The sequence below is a fragment of the Paraburkholderia haematera genome (assembly GCF_905220975.1).
Classification (GTDB): Bacteria; Pseudomonadota; Gammaproteobacteria; order Burkholderiales; family Burkholderiaceae; genus Paraburkholderia; species Paraburkholderia haematera.
This window is the reverse complement of record NZ_CAJNBK010000002.1, coordinates 539,541-553,210: the sequence shown is the minus strand read 5'-3', so window position 1 is coordinate 553,210 and position 13,670 is coordinate 539,541. Positions and strand designations below refer to the sequence as shown.

Sequence of the window (13,670 nt, the reverse complement as noted above, 5' to 3'; positions counted from 1 at the left end):
TGTTTTGCATGCGCTGGTGGCGCTGAGGGGTCCGCGAAGGCCGCCTCAGTCCCAGATCAGTGCAATGTCACGCGCGGCGCTGCTGGCGGCATTGTTCGAACACGCAGACAGCCGCCGCGGCCGCCACATTGAGCGATTCCATGCCACCCGGCTGAGGAATCGTCACCCGCAACGAAACCGCATCGCGCCAGGTCTGCGATACGCCCGCCCCTTCATTGCCGAACACCCACGCGAGCGGCCCGCTCAGATCGCAGTCGTAGATCGCCTCGGCACCGTGCGAATCCGTAATGACGACGGGCACCGCGAGGCGCTCGATCAGTAGCGGCGCTTCGACATCCTCGTGGATTTGCAGCAGAAAATGCGCGCCCATGCCCGAGCGCAGTACCTTCGACGACCATGCGTAGGCGGTGCCCGGTGCGCAAAACACCTGCTGAATACCGGCGGCCGCCGCGCTGCGCAGAATCGAGCCGACGTTGCCCGCGTCCTGTACGCCATCGAGTACGAGGCACGTTTGCGCGACCTTCTCCGGCAGCGGCGTGTCGAGTTTCTCGACCAGCAGCAGGATCCCGACACCGTGCACGACGTTCGACAACTGTCCGAACAACGCGTCCGGCAGCGTGACTATACGATGCTCGTCGATGCGCGAGACGATGGCCTGCGCTTCGTCGTGGCGCAGCGCACCCTCGGTAACGATGCACATTTCCGGTTGCCCTGCGACGTCGAGATACGCGCTCGCGAGATGGAACCCTTCGAGCAGCGCGTGGCCACTGCGGCGCTGCTGATGCGTCGAGCCGGCCAGTGCCTTGAGACGCTTATAGAGCGGATTGTCCCGCGAGGTGATGGCTTTCACAGGCAGCGAAGACAGAAAAAATGAGGAAAGAGTGGACGATGCGCCAGGCCACACATGGCGCTCAGGCGCCGCTGCGTTCGCCGAAGGCGTCGTCGTCGAGCATGGCGCGGGAGAGCGCTCCGGAGACGACGATCACGTTGCCTGCCGGCAGTTGCTTCGACGCCGTGCCGAAACGCTGATGCGCTTCACGCACTGGCGCGAACGAACGACGATGATGCTCACAAGGTCCATGTTCGCGCAGCGCCGCGAGATGCTGCGGCGTGCCGTAGCCCGCATGCGCGTCAAAACCGTAGACCGGATAGGTTTGATGCAATTCGAGCAGCATTCTGTCGCGCGTGACTTTGGCAAGAATCGACGCCGCCGAAATGCTCTTGACGAGAGCATCGCCGCCGATTATCGCCTCGCTGCGAATGCTCAGCGTCGGGCAGCGATTGCCGTCGATTTTCACCAGGGTCGGCACGACTGACAGCCCTTCGACTGCCCGCTTCATCGCCAGCATGGTGGCGTGCAGGATGTTCAGCGTATCGATTTCTTCGACGGTAGCCGACGCGATGCAGTAAGCCAACGCCCGGTCGACGATCTTGTCGTACAGTTCGTCGCGCTTTCTGGCGGTGAGCGCTTTCGAATCGTCGAGGCCGCGAATCATCGGCTTCGACCGATCAAAAATCACTGCGGCGGCGACCACCGGACCGGCCAGAGGCCCGCGCCCGGCTTCGTCGACGCCACAGACAATGTCATCCGGCGTCTCGAAGTCCAGACCGACCTGCCGCCCCGCCACGCCTGCAGCGTTCGCAGCCTTGCGGCGTGATGAGCGCGCAGTGGTCACGGCCGCGCCTTCCGCTTCTCGATGACGCTCGCCACGACTTCCGCCGCACGCTGCGCGGTGTTCTGCTTCAGCACGTGATGCATCTCCGTGAAGATTTCCGTCAGCGTGCGCCGGTTGGCCTCGTCGCGCAACTGTTTCAGCGTGGCCTCGGCGAGCGCCTGGGGCGTTGCGAAGTGCTGCAGAATTTCGGGCACGACAAAACGCCCCGCCAGAATGTTCGGCAAACCGACATACGGCAGATAGCCTTGCCGGCGCATGATCTGGCCGGTCAGCCAGGGCACCTTGTACGAGATCACCATCGGCTTTTTCAGCAGCGCGGCTTCCAGCGTCACCGTGCCGCTCTTGACGAGGATCGCGTCGGCCGCCGTCATCGCGATTTGCGACTGGCCGTCGGTGATGGTCAGCGCGAGACCGGGATGCGAATCGACCAGCGGCCGCAGCATTTCCCGCAGTGCGGGCGTGGCCGCCGGCATCACGAAACGCAAACTCGGCTCCTGGTGCTGCATCATCTCCATCGCGGCAAAGAACGTCGGACCGATCAGATCGATCTCCGAGCGCCGGCTGCCCGGCAGAACCGCGATGATCGGACCGCTTTCAGCGAGGCCAAGCGTGCGGCGCGCACCGAGCGTATCGGGTTCGAGCGGGATCTCGTCAGCAAGCGGATGGCCCACGTAGGATGCCGGGACGCCAGCCTTTTCCAGCAGCGCCGTTTCGAACGGGAACACGCACAGCATGTGGTCGACCGCCTTGGCGATCTTCTTGATGCGCCCGCCCCGCCACGCCCAGATGGACGGACAGACGAAGTGAACAGTCGGAATGCCCGCGTCGCGCAACGGGTGCTCGAGGCCGAAGTTGAAATCGGGTGCATCCACGCCGACGAACACCGATGGCGGCTCAGCCAGCAGTTGGCGCTTCAGTTCGTTGCGGATGCCGAGGATCTCGGGAATATGCCGCAGCGCTTCGACATAGCCGCGCACCGTCAGCTTTTCCATCGGCCAGTGGGCGTCGAAGCCCGTGGCGATCATGCGTGGGCCGCCGATCCCGTAATACTGGGTACCGGCGGGCAGACGGCTCGCGAGGCCGTCCAGCAGCGATGCCGCCAGCAGGTCGCCGGACGGCTCGCCAGCCACCATCGCGACGCGCAGCGGACTCGGGTTCAAGGCCATCGGTTAGCGGATGATGCCGCGTTGCGACGCTTCGACAAACGCGAGCAGCGTTTGCACCGGCGCATCGCCATCGCCACCCGCGGACGCGAGTTCGCGCAACTGCACCTTCGCTTCTTCGAGCGACAGGCCGTTCTTGTACAGCACGCGGTACGCCGAGCGCAGCGCCGAGATCGCGTCCGCCGAAAAACCGCGGCGGCGCAGACCTTCGACGTTGATACCGTGGGGCTCCGCCTTGTTGCCGGCGGCGATCACGAACGGCGGGATGTCCTGCACGAGCGCCGAAGCGCCGCCCAGCATCGAATGCTCGCCGATGCGCACGAACTGATGCACGCCCGACATGCCGCCGACGATCGCGTGGTCGCCGATGGTCACGTGGCCGGCCATCTGCGCATTGCTCGACAGAATGACGTTATTGCCGACGTGGCAGTCGTGACCGATGTGCACGTAGGCCATGATCCAGTTGTCGTCGCCCAGCGTGGTGACGCCCGCGTCCTGCACCGTGCCGGTGTGGATCGTGGTGAACTCACGGATCGTGTTGCGGTTGCCGATCACGAGCCGGGTCGGCTCGTCCCGGTACTTCATGTCCTGCGGACGGCCGCCGACCGATGCGTAGTGGCCGATCCGGTTGTCTTCGCCGATCGTGGTATGACCTTCGATCACGCTGTGCGAACCGACCGTGGTCCGTGCGCCGATCGTCACATGTGCGCCGATAACGGCATATGGTCCGATTTCGACGGATTCGTCGACTTGTGCGCCCGGTTCGACGATCGCAGTGGGATGAATCCTGCTCATGCGTCCTCGCTTCTGATTCTGTTGCGTTGTCTGGATGGACGTGGCCGGAGCTTGCAGGGCTCAGAGTAAGCCGCCGATTGCCCGGACATCGATCGTTAAGCGTCTTTGTCCGTGTGCCGCACCGCGCACATCAGGTCGGCCTCCGCCGCCACGACACCATCCACTTCGGCGCGCGCCTTGAACTTCCAGATGCCGCGCATGTGACGCTCGAACGTGCAGTTCAGGATCAGCTGATCGCCCGGTTCCACCACGCGTTTGAAACGCGCATTGTCGATGCCCACGAACAGATACAGCGTGTTCGACGGATCGCTCGGCTCTTCTGAAAACGTCAGCAAGGCTGCCGTTTGCGCGAGCGCTTCGAGGATCAGGACGCCGGGCATCACCGGACGGGTCGGAAAGTGACCCTGGAAATACGGCTCATTGATCGACACGTTCTTCAACGCTTTGATGCTCTTATGCGGCTCAAGTTCGAGCACCCGGTCAACCAGCAGGATCGGGTAGCGATGCGGCAGCAGCGTGAGAATCTTGTGAATGTCGAGATTGATTTTTTCGGTGCTCATGGTGTTTCTACTCACGCATTGACTGCGCGATGATGACTGCGGATGCTGGTGCAGGTGGGTTGGTAACGCGCGCTGCCGGCGCTTGCCGGGACCGGCGGCCATGCCACCCGGTCACGGCAACCGACTTTGCTTCCTGATGCTTGCCCGCCATTTTACGCGGTGCCGGCAGGTTGCCCTACGGATTGGCCCAATACCTCAGGTTTTGTCGTTTGCGGATTGGTTTGCTACGCCGGCCGGCTTGCCTGCCGACGCGGCGTTTTCCAGCGCCTTGATACGGTCACGGAGTTTGTCGATGTTACGCAGCAAAGCGGCGCTCTTGTTCCAGTCCAGGTGATTCACTGCCGGGAACGCGCTGGTGTACATGCCGGGCTTCAACAACGACTTCGACACGCCCGACTTCGCCGTGACGATCACATAGTCAGCCAGCGTCACGTGACCGGCAATCCCGACCGCCCCGCCGATCATGCAGTGACGGCCAATCGTCGTGCTGCCCGCGATGCCCGCGCAGCCGGCGATCACCGTGTAAGCGCCAACCTTGCAGTTGTGACCGATCTGCACGAGATTGTCGATCTTCACGCACTCTTCGATGATCGTGTCGGCCATCGCGCCACGGTCGATCGTCGTGTTCGCGCCGATTTCGACGTCTGCCGCGATCGACACACCGCCGACCTGCGGAATCTTCACCCAGCTGCCGGTACGCGCATCGCCTTCGCCCACGAAGTCCGGCGCGAAGCCAAAACCGTCCGAACCGATCACCGCACCCGCATGCACGATCACGCGCTCGCCGAGCTTGCAGCCGTAGTACACCGCGACATTCGGATACAGGTGCGAGTCCGCGCCGATCCGTGTGCCGCGGCCGATCACCACGTTGGCATCGAGGCGCACGTTTTCGCCGATCACCGCGCCCGCTTCCACCGTGACGTGCGGACCGATCACCGCGCTCGCGGCAATCTGCGCGGACGGGTCGATGGTTGCGCTCGGATGCACGCCGGGCACCGGCTTCGGCGCGGCCATGTCGATGAAGGTCTGCGCGACGCGCGCGAAGTAAGCGTACGGATTCGGCGTGACGATGAAGTTACGCGCGGCATGCAAATGCGCGGCATGCAAATCACTCTCGCCCGACGCGAGCTTCGCGAGATCGTCGGCGTTGATCAATACCGCGCCGGCACGGGTCGTCTCGACCTGCGACAGATACTTCGGATTGGCGAGGAACGCCAGCTGGTCCGGACCTGCCTGGTCAAGCGGCGCCAGACTGCCGACGCGCTGCGAACCATCTCCGACTACTTCACCGCCGAACCGATGGACGATGTCCTCGAGCGTAAATGCCATGCCTATCGTGTCTCCTATGTCGACCAGAGTTAGCGCTTCAGCGCTTACTCGGGTCCCATGCAACGCTGTCGACCAGAGTTAGCGCTTTAGCGCTTACTCGGGTCCCATGCAAGGCCGTCGACCAGAGTTAGCGCTTTAGCGCCTACTCCGGTCCCATGCAACGCCGTCGACCAGAGTTAGCACTTGCGGGCCTACTCCGGTCCCATGCAAGATGGTTGCTGCAACATCAGTCCAACTTGTCAGTTCTACGGCCTCATGCTGCGATCCGGCGACCCTGCGTGCGCGTTCAGTTGCCCGATGCCGCGAGGGCCTTGAGCACCTGATCGGTAATGTCGATGCGCGGGCTCACGTACACCGCTTCCTGAACGATCAGGTCGTAGTGCTGCTGCTCGGCGATCTGTTTGATGACCTTGTTGGCCCGGTCGAGCACCGCCGCCAGCTCTTCATTGCGGCGCTGGTTCAGGTCCTCGCGAAACTCGCGTTGTTTGCGCTGGAAATCCGTATCCAGCTGCGACAGGTCACGCTGCTTCTGCGCGCGATCGGCGGCCGACATCGACGCGCCGCTCTTGTCGAGCGAGTCGGACATCGACTTCAGCTTCTGCGCCATGTCGGCCAGGTCTTTGTCACGCTTGGCGAACTCCGCCTCGAGCTTGACCTGCGCAGCCTTCGCGGCAGCCGATTCACGCAGGATACGGTCCGAATTCACCGCAGCGATCCTGGCTTCCTGCGCGTGCGCTGCGCCCGCTACGCCGACACCCAGCGTCATTGCCAGCGCAAACGTACACGCCACACGTTTCGAAAACATACCGGTTAGCAAAGTCATCCTCTCGATACTGTAATTTGGCCGGGGCCGCCGCCGGGAGCCGCTCGTGGCCAGACCGGCAGCCGCCGGATCGCCGGCCGCCGGATCGCCAGCCGCCGGATCAGAATGCCGTGCCGATCTGGAACTGGAACTTCTGATACTGGTCGCCGGTGTGCTTCACAAGCGGGAAACCCAAGCTGAGCTTGAGCGGGCCGATCGGTGAGATCCACGCAAGACCGACACCGTAGCCGTAGCGCAAGCCGTTCGCGCCCGTCGACGTAGCGGCAGTGCTCGCGTCCGCCCAGACGTTACCCGCGTCAAGGAACGTAAACACCCGCAGCGTGCGGTCATATCCCGTGCCCGGCAACGGAAACGTTAACTCGATGTTACCCACCAACAGCTTCGAACCACCAATCGGGTCGTTCGTTGTCGCGTCACGCGGACCCAGCGAACTCGGCTCGTAGCCACGCACCGAACCGATACCGCCAGCGTAGTAGTTCTTGAAAATCGGATAGGGCTTGCCGCTCAGGCCGTTACCGTAACCACCCTGGAAATTGAAGCCCAGCACGAAGCCGCGCGCAAACGAATAATAGTACTGCGCGTTGATGTCGGCCTTGTAGTACTGCGTGCCGCCGATCGGTGTGCCGTATTCGGCATTGGCCTGCGCGAAATAACCGCGGCTCGGCACCAGTGCGCTGTCACGCGCGTCGCGCGACCACCCCACCGTGATCGGCACGTTGTTCGACACACGTCCGAAATCGGCAACGTACTGCTTATAGGACGCAGGCGTATTCGCGTCGACGTCCAGCTGGTTCTGCTCGAGGCCGGCACCGAAGTACACCGTATCGACTTCGGAGAACGGAATACCAAACTTCAGGTCGCCACCGATCGTGACGATCTTGAAGCTCGAATCCGTCGAGTAGTACAGCGGCTGGTACGTACGGTAGTAGACGTCGGTAATCCGCTTGATGCCGTCGACCGTGAAGTACGGGTCGACCTGCGTGACCGTCAAGGTACGGTACGTCTTCGCGGTATTGATGTTCACCGCGAGGCTCGTGCCCGAACCGAACACGTTGTCCTGCGACACGCCCGCGGAGAGCACCACCTTGTCGGTCGACGAGAAGCCCGCGCCCAGCGTGATCGCGCCGGTCGGCTTTTCGGCCACCTTGACGTCCACATCGACCTGGTCCGGCGTGCCTTCGACCGGCACCGTGGTCACGTCGACATCGGTAAAGTAGCCGAGACGGTTGATCCGGTCTTTCGACAGCGCGAGACGGTTCGAATCGAACCACGAGCTTTCGAGCTGACGCATTTCGCGGCGCACCACTTCGTCGCGAGTGCGCGTGTTGCCGACCACATTGATGCGGCGCACGTACACACGACGGCTCGGGTCCACTTGCAGCGTCAGGTCGACCTTGTGGTGTTCCTGATCGATCTGCGGCTGCGCGTTGACCGTGGCGAATGCATAACCATATTCGCCCAGCTTGTCGACGATCGCCTTGGTGGTGGCTTGCAGCTTTTCAGCCGAGAAGCGGTCACCCGGTTTGATCTTGATGAGCTTGGCCAGCTCCGGCTCGCGGTCGAGCAGGTTGCCGGCCAGCTTGATGCTGTTGATCGTGTACGGCTCGCCTTCGTGAAGCGTGACCGTCAGATACATGTCCTTCTTGTCCGGCGTGATCGACACCTGGGTCGATTCGATGTTGAACTCGAGGTAGCCGCGATTCAGGTAATACGAGCGGACGTTTTCGAGGTCGCCGGTGAGCTTGTCTTTCGCGTACAGGTCGTTCTTCGTGTACCACGAGAACCAGTTCGGCGTGGACAGCTGCATTTCGTCGCGCAGCGTACCCGTGCTGAACGCCTTGTTGCCGATGAAGTTGATCTGGCGGATCTTCGCGCTCGGACCTTCAGCCACCGAGAACAGCACCGACACGCGGTTGCGGTCGATCGGCGTGATCGTGGTGGTGACTTCGGCGGCATAGTAGCCACGCGTCAGGTACTGGCGCTTCAGTTCCTGCTCGGCCTTGTCGACGAGTGCCTTGTCGTAGTAACGGCCTTGCGACAACCCGACCGCGCGCAGCGCCTTGGTCAGGTTCTCCTTGTCGAACTCGTGAATGCCGGAGAAGTCGATCGTGCCGATGGCCGGACGTTCCAGCACCTGCACGATCACGACATTGCCTTCGGTCGCGATCTTGACGTCGTTGAAGAAGCCCGTGGCGTACAGCGCGCGAATGGCTTCAGAAGCCTTGTCGTCGCTAAAGGTGTCGCCTTGCTTGATGGGCAGGTACGCGAACACGGTACCAGGTTCGACGCGTTGCAATCCCTCGATCCGGATGTCTTGCACCACGAAGGGCGTCGTTGCGTGAGCAACCAGCCCATGCGCGGCGAATGCCGCGGCTATAACCGTCTTTGGAACAAAGCGATGAGGTTTAAACAACGTGCTTCCCCAGTGTGTATAGCTGCATCAGGTCAGACGGTCGCCATCGTGAACGCCGCCAGACACTTTAAAAATGGATTAAACGAGCCAGATCGTTGAACAGCGCAATCGCCGACAACGCGACGATGCAGGCGAGACCCGCCCTCTGAAAAACGAGTTGCCAGCGATCAGAGACAACTTTGCCGGTTACAGCTTCAACCAAATAATATAACAGATGACCCCCGTCCAATACCGGAATTGGTAACAGGTTCAGTACGCCGAGGCTAATACTGACAAGGGCCAGGAACGACAGGAATGCAGAAGGACCTAGACGTGCGCTCTTTCCTGCGTAATCGGCGATCGTGACAGGACCGGAAAGATTCTTCAGCGAAGCCTCGCCAACGATCATTCTTCCGAACATGCGCACCGAATAAACAGCCAGATCCCACGTACGGCGCGTGCCCAGCTGCAGACTTTCGAGCGGCCCATAGCGCACGTCGATCGAGGGCACCTGGGTGGCGAGTTCCGCACCGATACGGCCGATCTGCTGACCCGTTGTGTCATCGCGCTGCGACTGCGGAACGATGCGAACGTCTTCCAGCTTGCTTGCCGTTTGTCCGCCACGCTCCACCTGCAGCGTCACGGGCACACCGGCGTGCGATTTTACATAAGCGATGAAGGCTGTGGCATTGTCGGTAGGAACACCGTCGACCGCGCGCAGACGGTCACCCACTGCAATACCCGCCTTTTGCGCTGCGCTACCCGGCTGTATGCCCGCAACCGTCAGCTTGCCGCCACCCGGTTCGAAGCCGAGATGCGACATAAAGTCGTCGTCGACGTCTTTCTCGGTGATACCGCGCAGGTCCAACTGGAAATCCGACGTACCGTGGGCATCTTTTGCGCTCAGCACGACGCGCTTGTGATCGAATGCCGCACCCAGCAGTTTCCAGCGCAGGTCGGACCAGGAGCGCACATGCTCGGATTCACTGGCATTCTCGGCACGCACCGCGACGATAGTTTCGCCGCCGTCGAAACCGGCCAATGCCGCCGGCGTATTCGGAGCAGGCGCAGCCACCACGGCCGCCGGCTCCGTCACGCCAGTGGCGAATACAAGGGCGAACAGCACGATGGCGAGCAGGAAGTTCGCGACCGGACCGGCCGCGACAATCGCGATACGGCGCCACACCGACTGCCGGTTGAATGCATACGGCAAGGACTCAGCGGGAATCGGCGCGCCGCCGGTCTCGCGCTCGTCGAGCATCTTCACGTAGCCGCCCAGCGGCAGCGCGGCAATCGTCCATTCGGTGCCCGTCTTCGGGCTCACCCGCTGGAACAGCGGCTTGCCGAAGCCGATCGAAAAGCGCAACACCTTGACGCCGCACAAACGCGCCACGCTGTAATGTCCGTACTCGTGGACGACCACGAGTACGCCAATCGCGACCGCGAAGGCAAGCAGTTCGATCAGCAGGTTCATAGGCGCCTCACTGGACGGCGCGTTCCGTGCGACGGGCGCCGTCCGGCAGACGCGCGATGAAGTCGGCAGCGGCGCGACGCGCGGCGGCGTCGGCCTCGATCACGTCTTCGAGGGCATGCGCACTGCTGTTCGGCAATGCGTTGAGTACGCTATCGACGACCTGAGCGATCGCCATGAAGCCGATCTGGCGCGACAGGAACGCTTCAACCGCGACTTCGTTCGCCGCGTTCAGAGCCGCGCTTGCCAACCCACCTTCGGCCAACGCCTTCACCGCGAGCGCGAGACACGGGAAGCGCGTGTAATCGGGTTTTTCGAACGAGAGCGACGCGACCTGCAGAAGATCGAGTTGCGCCACGCCCGAATCGACGCGATCCGGAAACGCCAGCGCGTGCGCCATCGGCGTGCGCATGTCGGGGTTCCCCAATTGCGCGAGCACCGAGCCGTCGACGTACGACACCATCGAATGAATCACGCTTTGCGGGTGAATCAGCACTTCAATGCGCTCGCCTGGCAGATTGAAGAGCCAATGCGCCTCGATCACTTCGAGGCCTTTATTCATCATCGTGGCCGAGTCGACCGAGATCTTACGGCCCATGACCCAGTTCGGATGCTTGCAGGCCTCGTCAGGCGTGACGTCGACCAGCGTGGCCGGTTCGCGCGTGCGGAACGGACCGCCCGACGCGGTCAGGATGATCTTCGAGACACCGCCGTGCAGTTCGGCTTCGCGCGGCAGGCATTGGAAAATAGCGTTGTGTTCGCTGTCGACCGGCAGCAGCACGGCGCCGTTGTCACGCACCGCGTCCATGAAGATCGCGCCGGACATCACCAGCGCTTCCTTGTTGGCGAGCAGAATGCGCTTGCCGGCGCGCGCGGCGGCCAGGCTGGGCGCGAGGCCCGCGGCACCGACGATTGCCGCCACCACCGTATCGCAGCCATCGCTCTTCGACACGTCGACAAGCGCTTGCGGCCCGTACATGACTTCGGTCTTGCAGCCCGCTTCGCGCAATTTCGCCGCGACCCGCGCGGCGGTCCCGGCGTCGCCGACTACCGCGACTTCCGGCCGAAAGCGCAGGCATTGCTCGACGAGCTTGTCGCCATTGCGATGCGCCGTGAGCGCATACACCGAAAAGCGCTCGGGATGACGCGCGACGACGTCGAGCGTGCTGTCTCCAATCGAGCCCGTGGAACCGAGCAATGTCAGACGTTTTTGCATATCTCTTTCTCTAGCCTAGCAGCAGCATGGCAAGCGGCAGCACCGGCAACAATGCGTCGATGCGGTCGAGTACGCCACCGTGCCCAGGCAACAGGCCGCTTGAATCCTTCACTCCGGCCTGGCGTTTCATCATCGATTCGAACAGGTCGCCCACCACGCTGAATGCCACCAGCAGGGTCAAAGCGAGCAGCGTGCGTACGGCGCCTAATTGCGCCAGCAGCGCAGAATACAGGGTCGGCTCGAACGCATGTAAAAAAACCGCAGCAGCGGCAACGATCATCACGACCAGCCAGCCGCCGATCGCGCCCTCCCAGGTCTTGCCCGGGCTGATGGCAGGCGCCAGCTTGTGTTTCCCGAAAGCCTTTCCAGAGAAGTATGCGCCGATATCGGCCAGCCATACGAGGAGGAGCAGCGACAGCACGAACGGCACGCCCTTCATACGCGCGGCGACGAGAGCATGCCAGCACGCGACGAATACCACAATGCCGGCAAGGAATAGAAAAGCGCGCCAGGCGCCTTGCGCGAGGGTCGGCTTGCGCAGAAGCACATACGGACCCGCGATCACCCAGAAAATAGCGGCCGCCTGAAACAGCGGCCGGGGCCCTTCGACGCCGGTACCGAGACGTGTACTCGCAACCAGCGCAACGGCGGCCACCAGCGCATAAATGACCGGGCCCGCGCCGCCTAGCTTCAGCAGGCGCGCCCATTCCCACGCGGCGAACACGACGACGAAGGCGATCAGCGCGCCGAACGCGCCCACCGGCGCGAACAACGTGACCGGCAGGAAGATCGCCAGCAGGATGATCGCCGTGATGACACGGGTTTTTAGCATGGAAGCGAATCGACGTTTTGCGATTGCGGCTCGAGTTGAGCACTGGTGCGGCCGAAGCGGCGTTCACGCTCCGCGTAGGAAGCGATAGCGTGGCCGAGCGCGTCGGCGTCGAAATCCGGCCAGAACGTGTCGGTGAAGTAGAACTCGGTGTAGGCGAGTTGCCACAGCAGGAAGTTGCTGACGCGGCGCTCGCCGCCGGTGCGGATAAAGAGGTCCGGCTCCGGCGCATAGGCCATCGACAGGTGTTCGGCGAACGAGTCTTCGTTCACCTCGACCGCCTTGCCCGCCAGTGCCGACTGCTCGGCGAGCTTGCGGGTGGCCTGCATGATGTCCCACCGGCCGCCATAGTTGGCAGCGATGGTGAGCGTGAGACGGGTATTGCGCGCGGTTTTGGTTTCCGCGCGCTTGATCAGATCGCGAATACGCGTATCGAATCGGGACAGATCGCCGACCACACGCAGACGGATGCCGTTCGCGTGCAGTTTGCCGATCTCGCGCTCCAGCGCGGTGACGAACAGGCGCATCAGGAACGACACTTCGTCGTTCGGGCGGCGCCAGTTTTCCGAGCTGAAGGCAAACAGCGTCAGATATTCGACGCCCTGCCGGGCGCAGGCCTCGACGGCCGCACGCACCGCGTCCACGCCGCGCGTATGACCGGCCACGCGCGGCAGACGGCGCTGGGTCGCCCAACGGCCGTTGCCGTCCATGATGATCGCGATATGTCGCGGCACCGTGGCGACATCAGGCACGCGCACGGTTGAGCTGGTATAGGTCATGGCCGTCGGGACAGTGACTGCAAAAAAAGAAGTGGAAATCTTGAAGGTGCTGAGCGAGCGGCCTCAGACCGTCATGATCTCGGCTTCTTTGGTCACGACCAGTTTGTCGATTTCCGTGACGAACTTGTCCGTCAGCTTCTGAACGTCGTCACCTGCACGGCGTTCGTCATCTTCCGAAATTTCCTTGTCTTTCACGAGCTTTTTCAGTTGCTCGTTTGCGTCACGGCGCAGGTTACGAACCGCGACCTTGGCCGTTTCCGCTTCGCTCTTGACCACTTTGGTCAGTTCGCGGCGGCGTTCTTCGGTCAGCGCGGGCATTGGCACGCGGATCACGTCGCCTTGCGTAGCCGGGTTCAGACCGAGGTCCGACTCGCGGATCGCCTTTTCGACGACCTGGACCATCTTCTTTTCCCACGGCTGCACGCCGATCGTGCGTGCGTCGATCAGCGTCAGGTTCGCAACCTGCGAAATCGGCACCGGCGAACCGTAGTAATCGCACTGGATGTGATCGAGCAGGCCCGTGTGTGCACGGCCCGTGCGGATCTTCGACAGGTCGTTCTTGAACGCGTCGATGGAACGCTGCATTTTTTGTTCAGCGCCCTTCCTGATATCAGCCACAGACATTTTTAAACCTCCG

13 protein-coding genes are annotated in these 13,670 nt (G+C 62.5%); all 13 read right to left on the bottom strand.

Features of this window, described 5'->3' with window-relative positions; translation table 11 throughout:
• Nucleotides 1-67 precede the first annotated feature (67 nt).
• On the bottom strand, nt 68-850 hold the full coding sequence (locus KHO23_RS06920) for a TrmH family RNA methyltransferase (RefSeq protein WP_211610272.1): 783 nt from the start codon (nt 848-850) through the stop codon (nt 68-70).
• Between the two features lie 61 nt (nt 851-911).
• Nucleotides 912-1,676, bottom strand: a complete 765-nt coding sequence (gene rnhB / locus KHO23_RS06915; RefSeq protein WP_211610271.1) for a ribonuclease HII — start codon at nt 1,674-1,676, stop codon at nt 912-914.
• Nucleotides 1,673-2,842: a lipid-A-disaccharide synthase gene (gene lpxB / locus KHO23_RS06910; RefSeq protein ID WP_211610270.1), complete on the bottom strand. Its 1,170-nt coding sequence runs from the start codon at nt 2,840-2,842 to the stop codon at nt 1,673-1,675. The genes rnhB and lpxB overlap by 4 nt, the downstream gene beginning before the upstream one ends.
• Nucleotides 2,843-2,845: 3 nt before the next feature.
• Nucleotides 2,846-3,634 (bottom strand): acyl-ACP--UDP-N-acetylglucosamine O-acyltransferase, encoded by a 789-nt coding sequence (lpxA, locus tag KHO23_RS06905; protein ID WP_211610269.1) that lies wholly within the window; start codon nt 3,632-3,634, stop codon nt 2,846-2,848.
• 95 nt (nt 3,635-3,729) lie between these two features.
• The gene (gene fabZ / locus KHO23_RS06900; RefSeq protein WP_006048683.1) at nt 3,730-4,194 is read right to left on the bottom strand and encodes a 3-hydroxyacyl-ACP dehydratase FabZ; all 465 of its coding nucleotides are present in this window, start codon (nt 4,192-4,194) and stop codon (nt 3,730-3,732) included.
• Between the two features lie 195 nt (nt 4,195-4,389).
• Nucleotides 4,390-5,523, bottom strand: a complete 1,134-nt coding sequence (lpxD, locus tag KHO23_RS06895) for a UDP-3-O-(3-hydroxymyristoyl)glucosamine N-acyltransferase (RefSeq protein ID WP_211610268.1) — start codon at nt 5,521-5,523, stop codon at nt 4,390-4,392.
• Nucleotides 5,524-5,809: 286 nt separating this feature from the next.
• Nucleotides 5,810-6,346 (bottom strand): OmpH family outer membrane protein, encoded by a 537-nt coding sequence (locus KHO23_RS06890; protein ID WP_211610267.1) that lies wholly within the window; start codon nt 6,344-6,346, stop codon nt 5,810-5,812.
• A 100-nt stretch (nt 6,347-6,446) separates the two neighbouring features.
• Entirely contained in the window at nt 6,447-8,759 is a 2,313-nt protein-coding gene (gene bamA / locus KHO23_RS06885; RefSeq protein WP_211610266.1) for an outer membrane protein assembly factor BamA, read from the bottom strand.
• Nucleotides 8,760-8,826: 67 nt separating this feature from the next.
• Nucleotides 8,827-10,212 (bottom strand): RIP metalloprotease RseP, encoded by a 1,386-nt coding sequence (rseP, locus tag KHO23_RS06880; RefSeq protein ID WP_211610265.1) that lies wholly within the window; start codon nt 10,210-10,212, stop codon nt 8,827-8,829.
• A gap of 7 nt (nt 10,213-10,219) precedes the next feature.
• A complete protein-coding gene (locus KHO23_RS06875) occupies nt 10,220-11,425 on the bottom strand; it encodes a 1-deoxy-D-xylulose-5-phosphate reductoisomerase (protein WP_211610264.1) in 1,206 nt (401 codons plus the stop codon).
• 10 nt (nt 11,426-11,435) lie between these two features.
• Nucleotides 11,436-12,257 carry a phosphatidate cytidylyltransferase gene (locus tag KHO23_RS06870; RefSeq protein ID WP_211610263.1) on the bottom strand — a complete coding sequence of 274 codons (822 nt, stop codon included), beginning with the start codon at nt 12,255-12,257 and terminating at the stop codon, nt 11,436-11,438.
• Nucleotides 12,251-13,033 carry a polyprenyl diphosphate synthase gene (gene uppS, locus KHO23_RS06865; RefSeq protein ID WP_211610262.1) on the bottom strand — a complete coding sequence of 261 codons (783 nt, stop codon included), beginning with the start codon at nt 13,031-13,033 and terminating at the stop codon, nt 12,251-12,253. The genes KHO23_RS06870 and uppS overlap by 7 nt, the downstream gene beginning before the upstream one ends.
• 63 nt (nt 13,034-13,096) lie before the next feature.
• Nucleotides 13,097-13,657 carry a ribosome recycling factor gene (gene frr / locus KHO23_RS06860; RefSeq protein WP_054035184.1) on the bottom strand — a complete coding sequence of 187 codons (561 nt, stop codon included), beginning with the start codon at nt 13,655-13,657 and terminating at the stop codon, nt 13,097-13,099.
• Nucleotides 13,658-13,670: the final 13 nt, after the last annotated feature.